The following is a 22,301-nucleotide window of genomic DNA, read 5'->3' as shown; positions in this document are numbered from 1 at the left end:
CCTACGATCTTTTGAGCACACGGCGCTGCCATACGCGTGGGAACAAACCCTAGGAAAAATAGTATTTTTCGGCGGGGATCATTTTTGGCGGCGCCTCGCCGAGCGCCTCGAACACCGAGATTTCACAGACGCGGCACAGGCCGTCGAGGGCGAGATCGTTGGCCTCGGTGCCGAACGGGTCCTCGAGTTCCTCCGAAAGCGCGTCGAGGCCGAAGAAGGTGTAGGCGATCAGCGCCGTGAACAGCGGCGTCGCCCACCCGGCAGTCGAGGCGAGCCCAAACGGCAGTAGCAGGCAGAAGATATAGGCGGTGCGCTGCAGGAGCAGCGTGTAGGCAAACGGAAGCGGTGTTCCCATAATGCGCTCGCAGCCGGCCTGCGCTGCGGCGATTTCAGCCAGGCGCTCGTCGAGGATGCGGTAGCCCATGACGTCGATCGCCCCGGCCCTGTATAGTGCGGCGGCTCGCTCGCCCATCCGCCGCACCATGGCGTCGGGCGCGTTGGCCGCCTTGGCGGCACTTTCGGCTTCGTCGCCGATGAACGCGCGTGCGTCCGACGTTGCGTCCACCCGCCGAAGCAGGCCGCGCAGGAAGTGGCAGAAGGCCATCGCCTCCATCAGCAGGCCGCGCAGTTCCGCCCGGTTTTCGATCAGCCCGGTGCTGGCGCGCGCCAGATTGCGAATGTCGAAGACAAGCTGACCCCACAGCTTGCGCGCTTCCCACCAGCGGTCATAGGCGGCATTGTTGCGGAAACCGAGATAGATCGACAGCGCCACACCGAGCAAGGCGAACGGCGCGGGGCCGGCATTGCCGAGGTCGAGCTTCAGCGCTCTGACCGCCAGCACCACCAGCGCGCCATAGACGCCGAAGCCGAAGATCTGCGGCAGGATGCGCGGCACCACCGAGCCGCGCATGATGAAGAACAGATGCAAGAATCCCGGGCGCGGGCGAACGATCATCGAAACCCCTTTCACGGACCGGCAATGATCCTGATCGGTTCCATTGTTTGACGCAATACACGCATAAGCCCAGCCGCCAGCGACATGGCGATGTCGTCTTGCCGGCCTGGGCCCGAGCACGTTATCGAAAATCCGCAAGACATTCGGGAGCAATCAATGGCCGGCGAGACCGATCTGAAGAAACTGCTGGCAACGATGACGCCGGAATTGCGTCCCGGCGTCCACGTCTTCGCCACATTGCCGCCCGATGCGCCCGTACCAGACGCCTTTGAGCCAGTGATGCTGTTTCGCGAGCGCGAGGGCACGACGGTGATCGCGCTAGAGGAGAAAGCCAAGGCCGCTGGCCTGGAGATCGTGTTTCGCTGCCGCATGGTGACGCTGAACATCCATTCGTCGCTGGAGGCGGTAGGCTTTCTCGCCGCCATCACCACGCGTCTTGCCGCCGCCGGCATGGGCGTCAATCCGGTCTCGGCCTTCTACCACGACCATCTGTTCGTCCCGGCCGACCGGGCGGAGGAGGCGATGGCGATACTGACGAAGCTGGCGGAAGAGAATCGTGGGTGAGGCGGGCGCCTTGTGTCTGGAAATGTGGGCGCTGCCCCTCATCCCCTGCCGGGACCTTCTCCCCGTAAAACGGGGAGAAGGGGCTAACCGGCCGAAGGCCGAGCCCGCGACCGCAGGCCGCCGGTCGTCCGGCGCCCCCGCGGAGGGCCCGCCGCGGCAGCGGCGATACGGCCCGTGAGCGAAAACTATGCCGCCTTTTTCTTCGGCTGGATCAGCCCGCGCTCGATCAGCAGCTCCGCGATCTGCACGGCGTTGAGTGCGGCGCCCTTGCGCAGATTGTCGGAGACGATCCACATCGACAGGCCGTTGTCGATGGTCGAATCCTCGCGGATGCGCGAGATGAAGGTGGCGTCCTCGCCGGCCGAGTCCAGCGGCGTGATGTAGCCGCCGTCCTCGCGCTTGTCGAGAACCTGGCAGCCCGGCGCTTCGCGCAGGATCTCACGTGCTTCGTCGGCGGTGATCGGCTTTTCGAACTCGATGTTGACCGCTTCCGAATGGCCGATGAACACCGGCACGCGCACGCAGGTCGCCGTCAGCTTGATCTTGGGGTCGAGCATCTTCTTGGTCTCGGCGACCATCTTCCACTCTTCCTTGGTGAAGCCGTCGTCGAGGAAGACGTCGATATGCGGGATGACGTTGAAGGCGATGCGCTTGGTGAACTTCTTGACGTCGACCTGGTCGGCGACGAACACGGCGCGGGTCTGCGTGAACAGCTCGTCCATGCCTTCCTTGCCGGCGCCGGAGACCGATTGATACGTGGCGACGACGACGCGCTTGATGGTGGCGAAGTCGTGCAACGGCTTCAGTGCCACGACCAGTTGCGCCGTCGAGCAGTTCGGGTTGGCGATGATGTTCTTGCGCGTGAACAGCGAAATCGCGTCCGGATTCACCTCCGGCACGATCAGCGGCACGTCCTGATCGTAGCGGAAAGCCGACGAGTTATCGATGACGACGCAGCCCTGCTTGCCGATCTTCGGCGACCATTCCTTAGAGACGTTGCCGCCGGCCGACATGATGCAGATGTCGGTGTCGGAAAAATCATATTGGTCGAGCGTCTTGACCTTCAGCGTGCGGTCGCCGAACGACACTTCCGTGCCCTGGCTGCGCCGCGAGGCCAGCGCCACCACCTCGCTCACCGGAAAGCCGCGCTCTTCCAGTATGTTGAGCATTTCCCGGCCCACATTGCCCGTGGCGCCGACGATTGCAACCTTGAAACTCATCGAAATCTCCTGTCCTCTCCGCTCGGTTTTGGAGAAAACCCGCCGGCCGATGCGGGTTTCAACCCCCGGGCCGGACCCGGCAGAGGGTGGTTAGGCCAAGGGAATCAGACCGTTTTAGTGGTCGTTTTAGCCGTAGTTTTGCTGGAACGAGGAGACGCGCCGACACGCCCGGCCCAATGGTTCGCATTGCGGCCGGGAAAGTCGAATGCAAGAAGCGCCATCAAAAGGCCGCGCATCGAAACTATCCCGTTCGGTGCCGGCTTTTACGCGGTTTGCGTAAAGAGTCAATCGCGATGCGGCGAGGCGGCTTGCCCTGTACAATGGCGGCGGCGCGAAGTACGAACGATTGGATCGTTTGGCTTGTGGCGCTCCTGGCGCTCGCCGACGGATGACCCATTGCCGGGCATAAAAGAATCCGAATTCCGAAAGAAGCATATGTCCAATTTCGAAGCACTTGTCCCTGCGCTGGCAAAGGCGCTGGAAAAACGCGGTTATGTCGAGCTGACACCGGTGCAGAAGGCGGTTCTCGAGCTCGGGCAGGCCGATGCGCTGGTTTCGGCGCAGACCGGCTCCGGCAAGACCGTCGCCTTCGGGCTGGCCCTGGCGCCGACCCTCCTCGATGGCGCCGAGCGCTTTTCCCACGCCGCCGCACCGCTGGCGCTGGCCGTCGCGCCGACGCGCGAGCTCGCTTTGCAGGTAACGCGCGAGCTCGAATGGCTCTATGAACTGACCGGCGCAGCGATAGCGTCCTGCGTCGGCGGCATGGACATGCGCACCGAGCGACGCACGCTGGAACGCGGCGCCCACGTCGTCGTCGGCACGCCTGGCCGGCTGCGCGACCACATCACCCGCAACTCGCTCGACATGTCTGAACTGAAGGCAGTCGTGCTCGACGAAGCCGACGAGATGCTCGATCTCGGCTTTCGCGAGGATCTGGAATTCATCCTCGACGCTGCCCCTGCCGAGCGTCGCACGCTGATGTTTTCGGCTACCGTGCCGCGCTCCATCGCCACGCTGGCCAAGGGCTACCAGCGCGATGCGGTACGCATCTCGGCCTCCGGCGAGGAAAAGCAGCACCTCGACATCGAATACCGGGCGCTGAGGGTGGCCCAGCCCGACCGGGAAAACGCCATCATCAACGTGCTGCGCTATTACGAGGCGAAGAACGCACTGGTGTTCTGCAACACCCGCGCCGCCGTCAATCACCTGACCGCGCGCTTCAACAACCGCAACTTTTCCGTCGTGGCGCTTTCGGGCGAGCTGAGCCAGAACGAGCGCAGCCACGCGCTGCAGGCGATGCGCGACGGCCGCGCAAAAGTCTGCATCGCCACCGACGTGGCGGCGCGCGGCATCGATCTGCCCAATCTTGAACTGGTGATCCACGCCGACCTGCCGACCAATCCGGAGACACTTCTGCACCGAAGCGGGCGGACGGGACGGGCGGGACGCAAAGGCGTCAGCGCGCTGATCGTGCCCAACAATGCCCGCAGGCGCACCGAACGGCTGCTGCAAAGCGCCGGCCTTGCGGCGACATGGGCAAGCCCGCCTTCGGCCGACGACGTCCTGCGCCGCGATGACGAGCGCATCCTCGCCGATCCGGTCTTCAGCGAGCCTGTGACGGATGATGAGCGCGGCTTCGTCAGCACGCTTCTCGACCAACGTGGCGCCGAACTGGTGGCGGCGGCCTTCGTGCGGATGTGCCGCTCCAGCCGCTCGGCGCCCGAGGATCTCCTTGACGTCGCTCCGTTCACGCCGTCAGGCGACAGGTCCTCTGGCGACAGATCCGCCCGTCGCGACGAGGCGCCAAGCCGCCGCGACGATTTCGGCGACAGCGTCTGGTTCACGCTGTCGGTGGGGCGCCGGCAGAATGCCGAGCCACGCTGGCTGATCCCGATGCTGTGCCGGACCGGCGGCATCTCCAAGCGCGAGATCGGCGCCATCAAGATGCAGCCGGAGGAAACCTTCGTGCAGATCGCGGCGGATTGGGCCGACCGGTTTCTCCACGCGATCGGCCCCGACCGCAAGCTGCAGAACAACATCGCGGTGAAGCGGCTGGACGGCACGCCCGACCTGTCGCGGGCCGGCTATCAGGAACCACGACCGGATAAGAAACCGCACCGTGGCAAGCGGACGTTCGACCAGAACGCGCCCAAATTCGAGAAGCGCGCACCGTCAGCCGATCAGCGCCCTGCCGCGTTCGAGGCAAAGCCTTGGGCCGGTAAGGCAGGCAAGCCGAAATTCGACAAGGCCGGACCCGCCAAGAACAAGAAATCGAAGAAGCGGCCGGCCTGAATTATGCGATCTTGACAGGTGGCCAAAGAACGCCGCGGAAAACGAAAGCTGTAGCAAGGTTCTGCACGTCGCTTCGCTCCTGCCGCCCCGGGGATGACGAAGGCATGGTGGCGCGACATGCCCGCAGCTCCATTTCGCACGCACCCCTTGCGGTCTGCCGCAACTTTGAACAGTCTGGCCAGCGGGACGAGGGGCAGGACATGCGCGGCGAAGTGCTTCACTATGACGAGGACCACGGCTTCGGTTTCATCACCGGAGCCGACGGCAACCGCTACACGTTCGCGCGCGAGGATCTGCGCCGAGAGGCGACGATAGGCAGGGGCACAGCCATCGAGTTCCAGCCGGCTGGCGGACGGGCACGCGACGTTTTTTCGGTCCGCGCCCAAACCGCCAGTCCGACGGACGCATCCGTCGCCCCGTCTCAGGCCGGCAATGCGCCCGGGGCGCCGCAACATTTCGGCCGGTCCGCTGAAAGTCGTCCCGCCGCGGCTACCGGATTGTGGGATTATTTCTGGCGGGGCCTGACTGAAAATTACTTCAACTTCGCCGGTCGTGCCCGCCGCAAGGAATATTGGGGCTTTTGCCTGTCCTGGACGATCGCGCAGATTGTGGTCATCGGCATTGGCCTCTTCATCGACGACGCCATGGGCAATATTGACGAATTGCCGCAGTGACGGTCGGTCTTTGCGGCACGTTTGTGCTGGCGACGATCCCGCCATGGGTCGGACTGAACGTGCGTCGCTTGCACGACATCGGCCTGACCGGCTGGCTTTTTTTGGCGGTGCTCATCCCAACCATCGGCTGGCTGATTATCCTGGTCTTCGCGCTGATCCCGACGCAGGCCCGTGAAAACCAGTGGGGTCCGGTGCCGGCGGGCGTCAGGGCCTAGCCGCGTCCCCAGGCTCAGCCCAGGAACTTGGCAATGATCGCGTCGCCCATCTGAGTGGTGCCGACCTCGGTCATGCCCTCGGAAAGAATATCCCTTGTGCGCAAGCCCTGGTCGAGCACGGCGGCGATGGCGCTTTCCAGACGGTCGGCCTCGGCCACCATGCCGAAGGAATAGCGCATGCACATGGCGAAGGAGGCGATCATGGCGATCGGGTTGGCGATGCCCTTGCCTGATATGTCGGGCGCGGAGCCATGCACCGGCTCGTAGAGCGCCTTGCGCTTTTTCGTCTTGGCATCCGGCGCGCCGAGCGACGCCGACGGCAGCATGCCGATCGAGCCGGTCAGCATGGCGGCGATGTCGGACAGCATGTCGCCGAACAGATTGTCGGTGACGATGACATCGAACTGCTTGGGCCAGCGCACCAGCTGCATGCCGCCGGCATCGGCCAGCATGTGGTCGAGCTTGACGTCGGCATATCTGGCCTTGTGAGTCTGCGTGACGACCTCGTTCCACAACACGCCTGATTTCATCACATTGCGCTTTTCCATCGAGGTGACGTGGTTCTTGCGGGTGCGCGCCAATTCGAACGCAACTCCCGAAATGCGCTCGATCTCGAACGTGTCGTAGACCTGCGTGTCGATGCCGCGTTTTTGGCCATTGCCGAGATCGATGATCTGCTTCGGCTCGCCGAAATATACGCCGCCGGTGAGTTCGCGCACGATCAATATATCGAGCCCTTCGACCACCTCCTGCTTGAGCGAGGAGGACGCCGCCAGCGCCGGATAGCAGATGGCGGGCCTGAGATTGGCGAACAGCTCCATGTCCTTGCGCAGCCGCAGCAGTCCGGCTTCCGGGCGCACTTCATAAGGCACCGCATCCCATTTCGGCCCGCCGACGGCGCCGAACAGCACCGCGTCGGCAGCCATCGCCTTGGCCATATCGGCATCGGAAATCGCCGCGCCATGCGCGTCATAAGCGCAGCCGCCGACCAGCCCCTCATCGGTGACGAAACCACTGCCGAGCTTGTCGTTCATGGCGGCGATCAGCTTCTTCACCTCGGCCATCGCCTCGGGGCCGATGCCGTCGCCGGCGAGCAGGAGAAGATTTTTCGAAGCCATCGGAACCGTCCTAACTGTGGCGCATGACCCCGAAATCGGATCGATTTCGGAAAGGATCATGCGCAGAACTATAATTCGACGGCGTCCTTTGCGCGTCCAAAAGGACGCGCGACGCTGTCGTGAGCCGCGGCCTTGCTAAACGCCAAGCGGCTCACGCGCAAGCGTTTGGTTCAGAGCATCTTTGGCGATGCTTCGCGCTCCTTCTGCCCCGCCGACGTCGTGCAAGCTTCTGCGCCGCCGCCGCGCTCAGGCCGTGCGCCTGAGCGCCGTTACTTCGATCTCGATCTTCATTTCCGGCTTGTTGAGCTGGCAGACGATCATCGTCGCCGCCGGCCTGATGTCGCCAAAGGCCTCGCCGAGGATCGGAAAGACGATGTCGACGAAAGCCGCGTCGGTGATGTAGTAATGCGCCCGCACCACATCGGCCATCTCGAAGCCGCCATCCTGCAACGCCCTGGCGATCGTCGCCAGGCAATTGCGCGTCTGCGCCTCGACCGTCTCCGGCATCGACATGGTCGCATAGTCGTAGCCGGTCGTTCCGGCAACGAAACACCAGTCGCCCTGTACCACGGCACGCGAATAACCGGCGGCCTTCTCGAACGGCGATCCGGTGGAGATCAGTTTTCGCATGGTTCCCTCGTATATTCTTCAGGGCATATTGAGCTGAAGAAGTGCCTTCCGGCTATGGGCCAGGCGGGGGTGTTTCTCGAACAGACCTCAATTCACATCGAGAGCGTAGGAACAGCCGGCGAGCACCTTGCCGGGATGTGAATCAACGGCTGAGACATTGAGCGCAATGCGCGTGGAAAATGTCACGCCGTCGGCTTCCTTGCTGCTTTCGACGAGCACCTTCTCGCCGAGGAATTTGCCCGCCGTCGCGACTTCGGGTGCGATGCCGAGCTCGCGGGCGAGCTTTGGTGCGGAAACGCCGTCAAGCACTGCCATTGGCCCTGTCGCCGTAAAGACGATGGACGCCGTTTCGCGCCAGAAGACGCCGACCGTGGCCGGCAGCTCGAATTGCCTGAGGAAAGCATTGCTGGCAGGAACTTCCTTCCAGCCAAGTTTTGCGGGCGCATCGGGGCGGTCGCTCAGCCAAAGGGCAAAACCATTATAGGTAGGAACGTCAGCCCTGCACTCGATCAGCGCGGGAAGGTCGAGGGAGGCGGGGTCATAGTCGTTGGCTTTGGCAACAGCCAAGTTCGTCAGGACAGCCAACGCGGGCAGGAAAACGGTTCCAAGAGTGGCCAAGCGCCTGGGCACATCACGCTCAATAATGCGCGTAGCCGCTCAATGGGCATTTCTGGGAAATGGGAACCTGGAAGGTGCCGTCAACACCGTTGCAGGTACGGAACTTGAGCGTCCACGGCGCCGAGATAGCCGCCTTTGGCTTGCCCTCGATGACCGTCGGGACTCCGGAACCGTGCGCGTAGCCGCTCAACGGGCATTTCTGGGAAGCGGGAATCTGGATGGGGCCGTCAACACTTTTGCAGGTGCGGAATTTGGAGTTCCGCGGCACCGGGGTAGCCGCCTTTGGATTGCCCTCAATGACCATCGGGACTCTGGAACCCTGCGCGTAGCCGCTTAACGGGCATTTCTGGGAAGCGGGAATCTGGAAGGGGCCGTCAAAACTTTTGCAGGTACGGAACTTGGACCCCGCCGAGGCTTGCGTGGATTGACACCCGGTAAAAACGGCGATCGCCGCAAGCAGAAGAAAAATTCTGTTTTTCACTGTCAAAGCCCTCCGACCCGCAAGAGAAGTAAGATCCAATCACCGAAAGGTCAAACAGGAAACGACCTGAGAGCGCGGCCTCTATTATATTAGAGACACCAAATAAAACCCGGCGTCTTCACCGGGTTCCGAACTCGTCTAAGCTTTGGGCCTGTTGGAATATCAACCTTTGCGGTTGCGCGCGGCAAGCGTCCGCAGCCTCAGCGCGTTGAGGCGGATGAAGCCTTCGGCGTCCTTCTGGTCGTAGGCGCCACGGTCGTCCTCGAAGGTGACCAGCGCGTCGGAATAGAGCGTCTTCTTCGACTTGCGGCCGGTGACGATGACGTTGCCCTTGTAGAGTTTTAGCCGCACCGTGCCTTCGACATCTTCCTGGCTCTTGTCGATCATCGCCTGCAGCATCAGGCGCTCCGGCGCGAACCAGAAGCCGTTGTAGATCAGCTCGGCGTAGCGCGGCATGAACTCGTCCTTGAGGTGGGCGGCGCCACGGTCCAGCGTGATCGATTCGATCGCCCGGTGGGCTGATATCAGGATGGTGCCGCCGGGGGTCTCGTAGACGCCGCGCGATTTCATGCCGACGAAACGGTTCTCGACAAGGTCGAGCCGGCCGATGCCGTTGTCGCGGCCGAGATCGTTGAGTGCGGCCAGCATCGTCGCCGGCGACAGTTTTTTGCCGTCGAGCGCGATCGGATCGCCCTTCAGGAATTCGATTTCGATCTCGGTGACCTTGTCCGGCGCATCCATCGGCGAGATGGTGCGCTGATGGACGAACTCCGGCGGCTCGCTCCACGGGTCTTCCAGCACTTTGCCCTCGGAAGACGAGTGCAGAAGGTTGGCGTCGACCGAAAACGGCGCGTCGCCCCTCTTGTCCTTCGGCACCGGGATCTGGTGCTGCTCGGCGAAGTTGATCAGGTCGGTGCGCGACTTGAACGACCAGTCGCGCCATGGCGCGATGACCTTGATGTCGGGGTTGAGCGCATAGGCCGAGAGCTCGAAGCGGACCTGGTCGTTGCCCTTGCCGGTGGCGCCATGCGCAATCGCAGCGGCGCCGGTCTCCCTGGCGATCTCGACCAGGTGCTTGGAGATCAGCGGCCGCGCGATCGAGGTGCCGAGCAAATACGTGCCTTCATAGACGGCATTGGCGCGGAACATCGGGAAGACGAAATCGGAGACGAATTCCTCGCGCACATCCATGATGCGGATGTCCTTGATGCCCATCATCTCGGCCTTGCGCCGCGCCGGCTCCAACTCGCCGCCCTGGCCGAGATCGGCGGTGAAGGTGACGACTTCGGCGCCAAGCTCGGTCTGCAGCCATTTCAGGATGATGGAAGTGTCGAGGCCGCCGGAATAGGCGAGCACGACCTTCTTGACGGCTTTTGCTTTTGACATGCTGGGGGACATATTGGCGGTTCCGCGACAGGAGTTCTCGCCGGGCGAGGTATCACGGGCTTTCCGGACTGCGCAAGAGACGAACGGATTTCAGGCCGTCGGTGAAGCTGCCGATCTCCGCGCAAGCGGGGAGATCGGATGTCGCTGCGGCCTTCGCCAACTACCAACGGCGCCGACATCGATGTTTCGACCGGCTGGATCAGACGCTTTGCTGGCGAGAAGCTGGCATCTATAAAGCACCTGCGGTATAGGCTGCGCTTTCTTTATCCAGGGGCCCGCAGATGTCCTTCATTCCCGATACCACCACGCTGATCCAGTTCGCCATCGCCACCGTGATCCTGGCGATCACGCCTGGGCCTGACATGACGCTGTTCGTGTCGCGCACGCTGAGCCATGGCCGCGCCACCGGCTTTGCCTCGATGGCTGGCGCGTTGTGCGGCACACTGATCCACACCACGCTGGTCGTGATCGGCATCTCGGCGCTGATCGTCGCCTCGCCGATGTCCTTCCTGGCCCTGAAGATCTTCGGCGCCGGCTATCTCGTTTTCCTGGCCTGGCAGGCGATCACCAAGGGGTCGGCGTTTTCGCCGGAGAAGAAGACCGGGCCTGAGATTTCGCTGTTTCGCGCCTGGGCGGCGGGGCTTGGTGTCAATCTGCTCAACCCGAAGATCATCCTGTTCTTCATGACCTTCCTGCCGCAGTTCGTCTCCGCGCACGACCCAAACGCGCCCGGAAAACTGTTCTTCCTCGGCGCGATGTTCGTCGTGCTGTCGATCCCGGTAACGGCGCCGATGGTCTTTGCGGCAGAAAAATTCTCGACGGCGATGAAGACCAGCCCGCGGGTGACGCGCGCCGTCGACTATCTGTTCGCCGGGGTGTTTTCGGCCTTCGCGCTCAAGATCCTGACCGCCCAGGCGAAATAGGGCGTCCAACCTGACGCCAGCTCCCGGCTGAGCGCCCGGCGCTCAGCCAGTAGAAAATGCCGCCGACCATGCCGCAGCCGATCACGGCAGCGGCGACGCGCGGATCGGTGATCTCGAAATTGGCGTCGGCGGTCTGGTAGGTGAAGCCGAGGAAGACCGCCGCGACCACCGCGCCCGCCAGCGCATAGAACAGCCAGTCGCGCCGTCCGAGGATTTCCGAGACGAGAATCGCGACCGCTGCCGGCATAAAGGCGAAATAGGCGACGAACAGCGCGACGAAGGGGATTGAAAACCACAGCGAGGCCTGCGCTGCCGGCTGCGTCTCGTCCGTCATCAGTCCAAGAGAGGCCAGAAACATGATGTTGAGGAACGCGCTGGCCGCCAGCGCGGCGACGCCATAACCGATCAGGATGACGGCGAAGCGGATGAGGTAGAGGACAAGGCGGTTCACGCCTCGCCGTGCCCCACGATCATCATTGCTTCCAGCGCCAGCCGGTCGACCTTGCGCATGCGCTCGGACTCCGACTTGAGCTGGCCGCAGGCGGCGAGGATATCGCGGCCGCGCGGCGTGCGGATCGGCGAGGCATAGCCGGCATTGTTGATATAGTCGGCGAATTTCTCGATCGTCTCCCAGTCAGAGCACTGGTAGTTGGTGCCCGGCCACGGGTTGAACGGGATCAGATTGATCTTGGCCGGAATGCCCTTGAGCAGCTTGATAAGCCCCTTGGCGTCCTCGATCGAATCGTTGACGTCCTTCAGCATCACATATTCGAAGGTGATGCGCCGGGCATTCGACAGGCCGGGATAGGCGCGGCAGGCGGCGATCAGCTCTTTCAACGGATATTTCTTGTTGATCGGCACCAAAAGGTCGCGCAAATCGTCACTGGTGGCGTGCAGCGAGATCGCCAGCATGACGCCGATCTCCTCGCCGGTGCGAAAGATCTCCGGCACGACGCCGGAGGTCGACAGCGTGATGCGTCTTTTCGACAGGGAAAGCCCATCGCCGTCCGACGCGATCAGCAGCGCCTTCTTCACCGCCTCGAAGTTGTAGAGCGGCTCGCCCATGCCCATCATGACGACGTTGGACACTTTCCGGCCCTCGGCCGGCACGATGGCGCCATCGGGTGTGTCGCGGTCGGGGAAATCGCCGAGCCGGTCGCGGGCGGTCAAAAGCTGGGCGAGAATTTCCTCGGCGGTGAGATTGCGCACCAGCTTCTGCGTGCCGGTGTGGCAGAAGGAGCAGGTCAGCGTGCAGCCGACCTGCGACGAGATGCAGAGCGTGCCACGGCCTTCTTCGGGAATGTAGACGGTCTCGATCTCGACCGGCCGGCCGGCGCCGCGCGGCGGAAAACGAAACAGCCATTTGCGCGTGCCGTCGGAGGAAATCTGCTCCTCGACGATCTCTGGCCTGGCGACGGTGAAATGCTTGTGGAGCTCGGCGCGCAAATCCTTGGAGATGTTGAACATGCCGGCAAAGTCGGAGACGCCGCGCACATACATCCAGTGCCAGAGCTGCTGGGCGCGCATCTTGGCCTGGCGCTCCGGCACGATGCCTGATGCAACCAGGGCAGCGCCAAGCTCAGCCCGGGTCAGGCCGATCAGCGACGGTATTTCGGCCGGCGTGGCGCGGGCGCGCAACGCGTCACGGGCGCCTTCGGCGGTGAGGTCGAATGAAAGGGTCATTGTTGCGCCAATATAACCGATTTGCGGCCGATTACAGCATCGTGCTGGAAATGAAGCGCGGCGCATAGCACAGGTTGACGGCGGAGTCATGGGTGGCGGCGGTGCAAGGCTCGCCGCAATGTGCCGGCCGGGCGGCGTTTTAAAAAGCAAAAAGCCGGGCTTGCGGCCCCGCCCTTACTCAAACTCCGCTTCGCCTATGGCTATTTGCACTTGGCGATGGACGACAGCGCCGCCGAAATGCCTTTCAGTGAAAAGACATAGGTGGTGGTGTTGCCGCGGCCGGACTTCGCCTGCACCTTCATGTCGCTGCCGGTTTTCATCGCGGCGATCAGCACCGGCTCCTCGGCGGCGTTCTCGACCCAGGCCGACTTGCCGCGGGTGAACATCGAAAAGCTCTTGCCGTCGATGGTGACGGTGGCCTTGGAGTTTTCCTGGAAATTGTAGCCGGCGATGAATTGCGGCTCGTAGGAGACCTGCTGTCCCGGCCGCTGGCTGACGAAGAAGAACATGTCGCCATGGTCAAGCGTCGGCGGCTGCTTGTCGGTCGGCACGGTCAACACATAGCAAACCTTGCCGCCCGACGCCTGGTAGCTGTAGGTGCCCCAGGCATTGTGCTGGCCGATCTTGGTCGCCGACTGCGCCAGAGCCGGCGCTGTCATGGCCACCAGTGCCAGGCTCGAAATTGTAGCAATCAATCCGCGCATCGCTTTTCCCATATATGGTGCGGAGGCAGGCCGGCTCAGCGTCCTGCCCGTCGCTTCATTTTGATTTAATCTGGGTTACCAAACGGTGAATTTCCCTTGGGAAAAGGACATCCACCCCAGGAAACCGCCGCCATTCTTGCGCCCGTCGCTCGAAAAGCGGCAGTTGCAACGTCCCTTTCGCGACTTGAAGGCCACGAAAGCGGCAAGAGTTTGACTTTTCTGCCTTGTCGTCGGCTCAGCTGTTGTCGGCAATCGCCTGCTTGGCGGCGAGCCGATGCGCTGATGTGATGTGGGCTTTGACGGTGGTGATCGCGGCGGTCAGCACCGCGATGTCGTCGGTAAAGCCCAGTCCGAAGACGAAGTCGGGGATGACGTCCGTCGGCAGCACGAAATAGCCGAGCGCCGCCACCAGGATGCCCTTGGCGCGCAGTGGCGTGTTCTTGTCCATGGCGCAGTAGTAGGCGGCGACCAGCTCTTCCATGAACGGGATCTGCCGGGCAGCCCTCTTGGCGGTGCGCCAGAATTTCTCGCGCACTTCGCTCTCCTCGCCCGGCTTGCCGCTAAAGCCGAAGAAATCAAAACCTGATTTTTGCGCCATCAGTCTCTCCTAACGGGGCTACGCATGTCGTTCCACGCGCGCCTGCCAGCGGAAAATGTGGTGAAAGCAGTGCCCCACTACAAGATGCCGCTGTCTCGACGCAGCGATTCTGACAGCTTGGAAAGGACCGGCAGCGAACGTCGGGAACCAGCGAGTTCAACCGCCGAAATAGCGGTCCATCGTCTTGGCCAGTTCGAAATCGAGCGCCGTCAGGCCGCCGGCATCATGGGTGTTCAGCGTCACGTTCACGGTCTTGTAGACATTCGACCAGTCGGGGTGATGGTCCATCTTCTCCGCCGCCAGGGCGACACGGGTCATGAAGGCGAAGGCTTCGGAAAAACTCCTGAAGGTGAAGGTGCGAGCGATCGAGCCGCCGTCCCTGGCCAGCGACCAGCCGTCGAGCCCGGCCAGCGCCTCGGCGACCGCCTCCTTGCTCAGTTTCTCTCTCGTCATAATCGTTTCCCGTGCTATCTGGATTCGCAGTCTTCAGCATAGTGCCGGATCTATGAGCGCAAAGCCGATAAAATCCATTCTTTTCGTCTGTCTCGGCAATATCTGCCGCTCACCGTTGGCGGAGGGCGTGTTGCGCGTCGTCCTGGCGGAGCGCGGTCTCGATCGGGATATCCTGCTTGATTCGGCCGGAACCAGCGACTGGGAAGCCGGTTCGGCGCCCGACCCGCGCTCGATGTCGATCGCAGAGCGGCACGGCATCGATATTTCCAGACAGCGGGCGCGCAAGCTGACGCAGGACGATTTTTCGCGTTTCGACCTCATTCTCGCCATGGACCGATCGAATCTCCGGGATCTGAAAGCGCTGGCGCCTGCCGCCATGCGCGACCGTGTCCATCTGTTCCTGGAGTTCGCGGAGGGAAGGGCGAGCGACGTGCCGGACCCTTATCACGAGGGGCCGGATGCGTTTGCCTTGGTCTACCGCATGATCCGCGAGGCGTCGGAGGCGCTGGCGACGCGGCTCGAGGCGCGGCTGTCGGCGCCCGACAGCGGCCAGGCCTCCTCGACGACGTAGGGTCCGCCGCCGACCGAATCGCGCGACGACATCAGGACGAAGCGACCGACACGGAAGGGCAGCGTCGAAAAATTGCCGCGTGCCGAAAGATACTGGGCGACGTCGAGCGGGCTCGAATTGCGTAAGCGGGCCAAGGTCACATGCGGCATGAACTTGCGCGGATCAGCGGGGATGCCGAGGCGCTGGCAGATGCGCTCGATCTCGGCTTGCAGTGCCGAAAGGTCGGGCGAGGCGGAGACGCCGGCCCACACCGCATGCGGTTTCTTCTGGCCGAAGGCGCCGACGCCGGACAGCGTCAGCGGGAAGGACGGGCGGTGGACGCGGTCGAGTGCGTTGGCGATATCGTCGGCGACATGGCCCTCGACATCGCCGATGAAACGCAGCGTCATGTGGTAGTTCTCGACGTCGATCCAGCGAGCCCCGGGCAGGCCGCCCCGGAGCAGGGACAGCGAAAGGGCGGCGTCACGCGGAATTTCGAGGGCGGTGAAAAGACGTGGCATGGGAAGCCTCCTGTCCTCGAATCGAACTCTTGTCGCTAGCGAATCATTGATAATCGAACGGGGCAAGCGGTTTATTGGTCGCAGCCCTGCCTAAAATTCAAATCGTCCCGGCGGAACGCGTAGCCTCATCCAGTCCTTCAAGAGTTGTCCTGAACCATGGCAATGGCCTTTTCGACATCCGGCAAAATGCGCTCGACCATAAGGTCGACGCCTTGCGCATTCGGGTGCAGACCGTCGAGTTGCAAAGCCGGCTCGCCGGCGACGCCGTCGAGAAAGAACGGATAGAGCGGGACGCCGTATTTTTCCGCCAGTTCCGGAAAGATCGCGTCAAAGCCGTTCTGGTAGTCGGCGCCGAGATTGGGTGCGGCGCGCATGCCGGCCAGCAGCACCGCGATCTTGCGCTGCTTCAGCTTCGCCAGCATGGCGTCCAGATTCTTTTGCGTGATGGCGGGAGAAACGCCGCGCAGCATGTCGTTGGCGCCGAGTTCGAGGATGACGAGCTGCGTGCCGTCCGGCACCGACCAGTCGAGCCGCGACAGGCCGCCACTCGACGTGTCGCCGGAGACGCCGGCATTGGCGACTGTCACATCGTGGCCCTTGGCGCGAAGTGCTGCCTCAAGTTTTTGGGTGAAGCCTTCGTCCGATCCGAGGCCAAAGCCCGCCATCAGGCTGTCGCCGAAGCCGACGATCTTGAAGGGCTCGGCGCGCGCCGACGAAATGGCGCCGCAAAATCCGAGGAAAAGGATCAAGGCTGCGGCAAGAGTGTGTTTGAAAGCCATGCGGCAGGCCCCATATGACCGAGAACATTATACCAGCGGATCCTGGCCACCCCTTTCCCATATAGGACGATTTTATTTTGACAGAAACCGTCATCGCGCTGAAAAATGTATCGCTGACGCTCGGCGAAGGCGCGTCTTCCGTCCAAGTGCTGAAAGGCGTCAGCCTCGATGTGGCCGATGGCGAGGCGACCGGCATCGTCGGGCCGTCGGGCTCGGGAAAGTCGACGCTGCTGATGGTTTTGGCCGGGTTGGAAAGGGTCGATTCGGGTACGGTACGAATTGCCGGAGAATTGCTGAACGGCAGGAGCGAAGACCAGATCGCATCGTTTCGGGGGCGCAACATTGGCATCGTCTTCCAGTCCTTCCACCTCATCCCCAATATGACGGCGCTCGAAAATGTCGCAGTGCCGCTGGAACTTGCCGGCCATGCCGATCCGTTCGGGGTGGCGGCGCGGGAGCTGGAGGCGGTGGGCTTGAGTGATCGCATCACCCACTATCCCGGCGAATTGTCCGGCGGCGAACAGCAGCGTGTGGCGATCGCCCGGGCGCTGGCGCCTTCGCCGCGCATCCTGATCGCCGACGAGCCGACCGGCAATCTCGACCAGACCACGGGACGGCAGGTCGCCGATCTTCTGTTCGCCAAGGCTGCCGAGCGCGGCATGACGCTGGTGCTGGTCACCCACGATCCGGCGCTTGCCGCACGCTGCTCCCGGCAGGTATCGATGCGGTCGGGCCGGATCGAGGGCGCGCCATTGCTTAAAGTGACGGCGTAGCGCAAATGGCTGACAAGATCCCCTCATCCGGCCCTTCGGGCCACCTTCTCCCCGACGGGGAGAAGAGGCTGGCGCAGGCGTTGGCGACCTCTTCTCCGCTCGGGGAGAAGGTGGACGCCCACGGGTCTTGCCTTCGGCAAGCCCGAGGACAGGCTCCGCGGCCGGATGAAGCGGCCACTTGGGCGCGCACCTTTTCACTCGCCTTCCGCTTTTCGCTGCGCGAGATGCGCGGTGGGCTGTCCGGCTTCCTGATCTTCCTTGCCTGCATCGCGCTCGGCGTCGCGGCGATCGGCGGCGTCAATTCGGTGGCCCGGGCGATTACCGCCGGTGTCGCCAACGAGGGCCAGTCGCTGCTCGGCGGCGATCTTCGTTTCCAGCTCAATCAGCGCGCCGCGACGCAAGCCGAGCACGTCTTTCTTGAAGGGCTGGGCACTGTCTCGCACAGCGCCAACATGCGTTCGATGGCTCGGCTCGAGGACGGTTCCGATCAGGCGCTGGTCGAGGCCAAGGCGGTCGATGGAGCCTATCCGCTCTATGGCGCGCTGGAGACCGAGCCGGCGCTGTCGAAGCAGGAATTGTTCGGCGAAAAATCCGGTGTTTTCGGCGCTGCAGCACCCGACCTTTTGTTCGAGCGGCTGAACCTTGGGGTCGGCGACCGGCTGAAGCTGGGCAGCGCCACATTCGAACTGCGCGCCAGGCTCGTCAACGAGCCGGACGCGGTGTCCGACGGCTTCGGCTTTGCGCCGCGGCTGATGATCTCGACGGACGGGCTTGCCGCTTCCGGTTTGATCCAGCCCGGCAGCCTGGTCGAGAACGCCTACAAGGTCCGCCTGCCCGGCGGCACCGGCGAGGCGGGCATAAAAGCCATTCAGGATCAGGCGGCGGAGGATTTTCCCGAGTCCGGCTGGTCGATCCGCACGCGCAGCAACGCAGCACCGGCGTTGTCCTCCAACATCGAACGGTTTTCGCAGTTCCTGACGCTGGTCGGGCTGACGGCGCTGGTGGTCGGCGGCGTCGGCGTCGCCAATGCGGTGCGCGCCTATCTCGACGGCAAGCGCGGCGTCATCGCCACCTTCAAGAGCCTGGGGGCTTCGGGCGGTTTCGTCTTTACCGTCTATCTGGTGCAGATCCTGATGATCGCCGGGCTCGGCATCACGGTCGGCCTTGTGCTTGGCGCGCTGATGCCGTTTGCGGCGAGCGCGGTACTCCAGTCGGTCATTCCGGTGCCGGCGGAAGGTGGGTTCTATCCCGGCGCACTCGGCATGGCGGCGCTGTTCGGGCTGCTGGTGACGCTGGCTTTCGCCTTGCTGCCGCTCGGCCGTGCGCGCGACGTGCCGGCGACGGCGCTGTTTCGCGAGATGGGTTTTGAGGGCCGCGGTTTTCCGCGCCCGCTATACACGGCGGCGGCGCTCGGCATCGCGCTGCTCCTGGCGGCGCTGGCCATTCTGTTTTCCGGCGACCGCTATATCGCCTCGATCTTCGTCGGCGCCACCATTTTTGCTTTCCTGGTGCTACGCATCGTCGGCGCGCTGGTGCAGTGGGCCGCTAAAAAGAGCCCGCGCGTTGGCTCGACGGTGCTCAGGCTCGCCATCGGCAACATCCATCGGCCAGGTGCCTTGACGCCGTCGGTGGTGCTGTCGCTGGGGCTGGGATTGACGCTTCTGGTGACGCTGGCGCTGATCGACGGCAATCTCAGGCGGCAGATTTCCGGCAGCCTGCCGGAACAGGCGCCGAACTTCTTCTTCGTCGACATCCAGAGCAGCGACGTCGACGCGTTCTCTGCGCTGGTCGGCAGGCAAGCGCCGAAGGGCACGCTGGTCAAGGTGCCGATGCTGCGCGGCCGGGTGATGGCGCTGAACGGCGTCGACGTCGAAAAGGCTAGGGTTGCGCCGGAAGGGGCCTGGGTGCTGCGCGGCGATCGCGGGCTGACCTACGAGGCCAGTATTCCCGCGAATGCGACGCTGACCGAAGGCTCCTGGTGGCCGGACAACTATGCCGGCGAGCCGCTGGTGTCGTTTTCGGCCGAGGAAGGCGCAGAGATCGGGCTGAAGCTCGGCGACACCATCACCGTCAACGTGCTTGGCCGCAACGTGACGGCGAAGATCGCCAATTTCCGCCAGGTCGAATGGGAGACGATGGGCATCAATTTCGTCATGGTGTTCTCGCCCAGCACGTTTGCCGGCGCGCCGCATAGCTGGCTGGCGACGCTGACCGACAAGGGCGCGTCGCCGGCCGACGATGCCCGTCTTCTCAACGCCGTCACCCGTGCCTTTCCGGCGGTGACGACAGTAAGGGTCAAGGACGCGCTCGACATCGTCAACCGGCTGGTGGCGCAACTCGGCACCGCGATCAGGGCCGCGGCCGGCGTGGCGCTGATCGCCTCGGTGCTGGTGCTGGCCGGCGCGCTGGCCGCCGGCAACCGCGCCCGCATCCACGATGCAGTGGTGCTGAAGACGCTGGGCGCTACGAGGAAGACGCTGATCGCGGCCTTTTCGCTGGAATACATGCTGATCGGCCTCGCCACCGCGATCTTCGCGCTGGCGGCAGGCGGGATTGCGGCGTGGTTCGTTGTCGCGCGCGTCATGACGCTGCCGTCGCATTTCATGCCCGATGTGGCGGTGGCAACCATCATCTTTGCGCTGGTGGTCACGGTCGGCATTGGCCTCGCCGGCACCTGGCGGGTGCTGGGCCACAAGGCGGCGCCGGTGCTGCGCAATCTCTGATCTGCAGGCACCTGCAGGCTCAACGCGACCAGGATTCGGTTAAATCTTGTTAATGTTGGGCTTCGGAAGGCCGATAAATCCGGATTTTCGTGTCTTCACGAAGCATTACGCCCGGTTACGGTCTTGTTCTTGGCGCCAATAACCATCATATTTCGCCGCAGGCATGCTGGAGCCCCGCCAGCGGCGCCGCGGTCCAAATGGGCCGGACACCGGACGGGGCAGAAGCAATATGAGGATTTCCATGGCTGAACCCGTTCGCAATTATCAGACGCGTGCCGTGCCCGGCGCCGGCGTCGATGCTGCTATCGACCAGGGCCTGCGCGCCTATATGATCAAGGTCTACAATCTGATGGGGCTTGGCCTCCTCATCACCGGCCTCGCCGCGGTCGGAACGATCATGCTGGCCACCACCACCGATCCGGCTTCGGCGGTCGCCACGCTGCCGAATGGCGACATGCTGACCTCCTTCGGCTACGCGATCTTTGGTTCGCCGCTGAAATGGCTGGTGATCTTTGCCCCGCTGGCAGCGGTGATGTTCCTGTCGTTCCGTGTCCAGTCGATGAGCGTTTCGGCCGCGCAGACGACGTTCTGGGTCTATGCCGGCCTCGTCGGCCTGTCTCTGTCGTCGATCTTCCTGGTCTACACCACCGCCAGTATCTCGCAGACCTTCTTCGCCACCGCCGCCGCCTTTGGCGGACTGTCGCTCTACGGCTACACGACCAAGCGCGACCTTTCCGCGTTCGGTTCGTTCCTCGTCATGGGCCTGGTTGGTCTGATCATCGCGATGGTGATCAACATCTTCCTGCAGTCGTCGGCGCTTTCCTTCGCCGTTTCGGCGATCGGCGTGCTGATCTTCGCGGGTCTCACCGCCTATGACACGCAGAACATCAAGGAGATGTATTTCGAGGGCGACGAGACTGATGTCGCCGGCCGCAAGGCGATCATGGGCGCTCTGAGGCTCTATCTCGACTTCATCAACCTGTTCATGTTCCTGCTGCAGTTCATGGGCGACCGCCGATAGAGCCGGGTCCATCCCGATAAAGTCGGGATGGAGCTCTACCTTTTTGTTTGACCATGATCTTTTCCGAAAACCGGTTCCCACTTTTCGGGATCATGGTTAAGGCAAGTCCCTGGACCAGTGAGTTTGGAAAGGGCGGCCCAACGGCCGCCCTTTTCTTCTGCCCCGGTCTTTGATGAGATGGCCGGCAGATGATTGACGTGCATAAATTATGAGCAGCATCACAATACGCGCCGCGACTTCGGCCGATCTCGATCGGATCACGGATATCTATGCCGATGCGGTGACCCATGGCTCGGCGAGCTACGAACTGGAGCCGCCTGATCGCGCCGAGATGGGTGCGCGCTTCGATAGTTTGATGGCGGGCGGCTTTCCCTATCTGGTGGCGGAAAAAGACGGCATTGTGCTCGGCTATGCCTATGCCGGCCCCTTCCGGGCGCGGCCTGCGTACCGCTTTGTCGTCGAGGATTCCGTCTATGTCGCGCCCGAGGCCAAGGGCCGAGGCGTCGGGCTCAAGCTGATGCAGGCGCTGATCGAGGCGGCCGAGGCGGCGGGCTTCCGCCAGATCATCGCGGTGATCGGCGACGGTCGGCCGGACAGTGCCTCGGTGCTGCTGCATGAGAAGCTCGGCTTTCGCAATTCGGGCCGCCTGGAAGGCTCCGGCTACAAGCACGGGCGCTGGCTCGACACGGTGTTCATGCAACTGCCGATCAATGGCGGGGCTCTGGTTCCGCCCGATCCCAGCTCGTTGCCGGAACGGAGATTCCGCCAGCAGCAATAAGCAGTTAGGCCTCGACCAGCTTCAGCGTGCGCTCGAAAACGCCAAGCACGCGGCCAAGTTCCTGGCCGCGCTTGAGGATGCGGCCGCCGGCGGCAATGACGGCGAATGCGCCTTGCCGGCGCGCCAGCTTCGGATCCTTGACGATCTGGAACAGCGGCACCTCGCTGGTGCGACGAAAGACGGAAAAGACGGCGCGGTCGGTGAGATGGTCGATGGCGTAGTCGCGCCATTCATTGGCGGCGACCATGCGCCCGTAAAGCCTCAGGATCTGGTCCAATTCACGCCGGTCGAACCGCACCGGCTGGTCGAGGCGTTCGCCTCTTGCCTCATGCAGCGGGATCAGTATTGCGGATGCGTCCCCATCCTCCGTCCCGCTGCCGTGATCTGTCATGCCTCGATCCCTTCGAATGAATCTTGCGCCAACCAAAGTTGGCGCTTTCGCCGTGGAATTGCAAGCCCAGCCGGACAAAGGCGGCGCCGCACCGTTTCCCCAGTGTCCAGTCACGTTTATAAAACGCTCGTTGGAATTGGTGATGCTTCGCCACAATTCTGCCTTCTTTTATCCGCGCTAATGCCCCAATGTCCGACGAATTTATGGGTGTTGCCTGAGACGGTTCGGTCCGGCACTGGCTCGTAAACCCC

General features: G+C 63.1%; 23 protein-coding genes and 1 pseudogene. 9 read left to right on the top strand and 15 right to left on the bottom strand.

From position 1 onward, the window contains the following. Positions 1 to 49 precede the first annotated feature (49 nt). The gene (locus AC0L3N_RS18015; RefSeq protein ID WP_123148757.1) at positions 50 to 955 is read right to left on the bottom strand and encodes a bestrophin family protein; all 906 of its coding nucleotides are present in this window, start codon (positions 953 to 955) and stop codon (positions 50 to 52) included. Between the two features lie 156 nt (positions 956 to 1,111). Here AC0L3N_RS18015 and AC0L3N_RS18010 point away from each other — a divergent pair, with 156 nt between their 5' ends. Beyond that, positions 1,112 to 1,519, top strand: coding sequence for an ACT domain-containing protein (locus AC0L3N_RS18010; RefSeq protein ID WP_473548874.1), 408 nt, complete (start codon positions 1,112 to 1,114; stop codon positions 1,517 to 1,519). Positions 1,520 to 1,704: 185 nt separating this feature from the next. On the opposite strand, the gene AC0L3N_RS18005 is transcribed toward AC0L3N_RS18010, so the two are convergent. Beyond that, on the bottom strand, positions 1,705 to 2,739 hold the full coding sequence (locus AC0L3N_RS18005) for an aspartate-semialdehyde dehydrogenase (RefSeq protein WP_473548873.1): 1,035 nt from the start codon (positions 2,737 to 2,739) through the stop codon (positions 1,705 to 1,707). 435 nt (positions 2,740 to 3,174) lie between these two features. Here AC0L3N_RS18005 and AC0L3N_RS18000 point away from each other — a divergent pair, with 435 nt between their 5' ends. Both AC0L3N_RS18000 and AC0L3N_RS17995 read left to right on the top strand, forming a co-directional pair. Beyond that, the gene (locus AC0L3N_RS18000) at positions 3,175 to 5,031 is read left to right on the top strand and encodes a DEAD/DEAH box helicase (protein WP_473548872.1); all 1,857 of its coding nucleotides are present in this window, start codon (positions 3,175 to 3,177) and stop codon (positions 5,029 to 5,031) included. Positions 5,032 to 5,231: 200 nt separating this feature from the next. Further along, positions 5,232 to 5,920: pseudogene (locus tag AC0L3N_RS17995) on the top strand (DUF805 domain-containing protein). 14 nt (positions 5,921 to 5,934) lie between these two features. On the opposite strand, the gene leuB reads toward AC0L3N_RS17995, so the two are convergent. The 5 genes from leuB to AC0L3N_RS17970 form a co-directional block, all read right to left on the bottom strand. Beyond that, complete coding sequence (leuB, locus tag AC0L3N_RS17990; protein WP_473485971.1) at positions 5,935 to 7,038, bottom strand: 3-isopropylmalate dehydrogenase; 1,104 nt, start codon at positions 7,036 to 7,038, stop codon at positions 5,935 to 5,937. A 246-nt stretch (positions 7,039 to 7,284) separates the two neighbouring features. Continuing rightward, positions 7,285 to 7,668 carry a RidA family protein gene (locus AC0L3N_RS17985; protein WP_473548870.1) on the bottom strand — a complete coding sequence of 128 codons (384 nt, stop codon included), beginning with the start codon at positions 7,666 to 7,668 and terminating at the stop codon, positions 7,285 to 7,287. 87 nt (positions 7,669 to 7,755) lie between these two features. After that, the gene (locus AC0L3N_RS17980; protein ID WP_473548869.1) at positions 7,756 to 8,235 is read right to left on the bottom strand and encodes a hypothetical protein; all 480 of its coding nucleotides are present in this window, start codon (positions 8,233 to 8,235) and stop codon (positions 7,756 to 7,758) included. A gap of 70 nt (positions 8,236 to 8,305) precedes the next feature. After that, positions 8,306 to 8,767: a hypothetical protein gene (locus tag AC0L3N_RS17975; protein ID WP_473548868.1), complete on the bottom strand. Its 462-nt coding sequence runs from the start codon at positions 8,765 to 8,767 to the stop codon at positions 8,306 to 8,308. A gap of 162 nt (positions 8,768 to 8,929) precedes the next feature. After that, positions 8,930 to 10,153, bottom strand: a complete 1,224-nt coding sequence (locus AC0L3N_RS17970; protein WP_473548867.1) for an argininosuccinate synthase — start codon at positions 10,151 to 10,153, stop codon at positions 8,930 to 8,932. 281 nt (positions 10,154 to 10,434) lie between these two features. Between AC0L3N_RS17970 and AC0L3N_RS17965 the strand changes: the two genes are divergently transcribed. After that, entirely contained in the window at positions 10,435 to 11,076 is a 642-nt protein-coding gene (locus AC0L3N_RS17965) for a LysE family translocator (protein WP_473548865.1), read from the top strand. Here AC0L3N_RS17965 and AC0L3N_RS17960 read toward each other — a convergent pair. The 5 genes from AC0L3N_RS17960 to AC0L3N_RS17940 all read right to left on the bottom strand — a co-directional run bounded on the left by AC0L3N_RS17960 (position 11,048) and on the right by AC0L3N_RS17940 (position 14,514). After that, positions 11,048 to 11,527, bottom strand: coding sequence for a hypothetical protein (locus AC0L3N_RS17960; RefSeq protein ID WP_473548864.1), 480 nt, complete (start codon positions 11,525 to 11,527; stop codon positions 11,048 to 11,050). The genes AC0L3N_RS17965 and AC0L3N_RS17960 overlap by 29 nt on opposite strands. Beyond that, positions 11,524 to 12,759 (bottom strand): dual-specificity RNA methyltransferase RlmN, encoded by a 1,236-nt coding sequence (rlmN, locus tag AC0L3N_RS17955; protein ID WP_473548863.1) that lies wholly within the window; start codon positions 12,757 to 12,759, stop codon positions 11,524 to 11,526. Before rlmN ends, AC0L3N_RS17960 begins: the two co-directional genes overlap by 4 nt. A gap of 200 nt (positions 12,760 to 12,959) precedes the next feature. Further along, positions 12,960 to 13,463 (bottom strand): invasion associated locus B family protein, encoded by a 504-nt coding sequence (locus AC0L3N_RS17950; protein ID WP_023803328.1) that lies wholly within the window; start codon positions 13,461 to 13,463, stop codon positions 12,960 to 12,962. A 235-nt stretch (positions 13,464 to 13,698) separates the two neighbouring features. Continuing rightward, positions 13,699 to 14,061, bottom strand: a complete 363-nt coding sequence (locus AC0L3N_RS17945) for a YkvA family protein (RefSeq protein ID WP_123148767.1) — start codon at positions 14,059 to 14,061, stop codon at positions 13,699 to 13,701. A 156-nt stretch (positions 14,062 to 14,217) separates the two neighbouring features. After that, complete coding sequence (locus AC0L3N_RS17940) at positions 14,218 to 14,514, bottom strand: 4a-hydroxytetrahydrobiopterin dehydratase (RefSeq protein ID WP_123148768.1); 297 nt, start codon at positions 14,512 to 14,514, stop codon at positions 14,218 to 14,220. A 52-nt stretch (positions 14,515 to 14,566) separates the two neighbouring features. Here AC0L3N_RS17940 and AC0L3N_RS17935 point away from each other — a divergent pair, with 52 nt between their 5' ends. After that, complete coding sequence (locus AC0L3N_RS17935; protein WP_473548861.1) at positions 14,567 to 15,085, top strand: low molecular weight protein-tyrosine-phosphatase; 519 nt, start codon at positions 14,567 to 14,569, stop codon at positions 15,083 to 15,085. On the opposite strand, the gene thpR is transcribed toward AC0L3N_RS17935, so the two are convergent. Further along, positions 14,989 to 15,585, bottom strand: a complete 597-nt coding sequence (thpR, locus tag AC0L3N_RS17930; protein WP_473548860.1) for an RNA 2',3'-cyclic phosphodiesterase — start codon at positions 15,583 to 15,585, stop codon at positions 14,989 to 14,991. The genes AC0L3N_RS17935 and thpR overlap by 97 nt on opposite strands. A 137-nt stretch (positions 15,586 to 15,722) precedes the next feature. Continuing rightward, positions 15,723 to 16,364 carry an arylesterase gene (locus tag AC0L3N_RS17925; protein WP_473548858.1) on the bottom strand — a complete coding sequence of 214 codons (642 nt, stop codon included), beginning with the start codon at positions 16,362 to 16,364 and terminating at the stop codon, positions 15,723 to 15,725. A 77-nt stretch (positions 16,365 to 16,441) separates the two neighbouring features. On the opposite strand from AC0L3N_RS17925, the gene AC0L3N_RS17920 reads away from it, so the two are divergent. The 4 genes from AC0L3N_RS17920 (at position 16,442) to AC0L3N_RS17905 (ending at position 21,659) form a co-directional block, all read left to right on the top strand. Further along, on the top strand, positions 16,442 to 17,137 hold the full coding sequence (locus tag AC0L3N_RS17920) for an ABC transporter ATP-binding protein (protein ID WP_473548856.1): 696 nt from the start codon (positions 16,442 to 16,444) through the stop codon (positions 17,135 to 17,137). Positions 17,138 to 17,361: 224 nt separating this feature from the next. Then, positions 17,362 to 19,860: an ABC transporter permease gene (locus AC0L3N_RS17915; protein ID WP_473548892.1), complete on the top strand. Its 2,499-nt coding sequence runs from the start codon at positions 17,362 to 17,364 to the stop codon at positions 19,858 to 19,860. A gap of 241 nt (positions 19,861 to 20,101) precedes the next feature. Beyond that, entirely contained in the window at positions 20,102 to 20,881 is a 780-nt protein-coding gene (locus tag AC0L3N_RS17910) for a Bax inhibitor-1/YccA family protein (protein ID WP_095495795.1), read from the top strand. 208 nt (positions 20,882 to 21,089) lie between these two features. Next, entirely contained in the window at positions 21,090 to 21,659 is a 570-nt protein-coding gene (locus AC0L3N_RS17905; RefSeq protein ID WP_473548855.1) for a GNAT family N-acetyltransferase, read from the top strand. Between the two features lie 4 nt (positions 21,660 to 21,663). Here the strand turns inward: AC0L3N_RS17905 and AC0L3N_RS17900 are convergent, their stop codons facing one another. Beyond that, entirely contained in the window at positions 21,664 to 22,050 is a 387-nt protein-coding gene (locus AC0L3N_RS17900) for a DUF2794 domain-containing protein (protein ID WP_473548854.1), read from the bottom strand. Between the last annotated feature and the right edge of the window lie 251 nt (positions 22,051 to 22,301).

It is taken from the genome of Mesorhizobium sp. WSM4807 (genome assembly GCF_055811615.1).
Note: the sequence above shows the minus strand (reverse complement) of the source record. Positions and strands in the feature narration are given on the sequence as shown.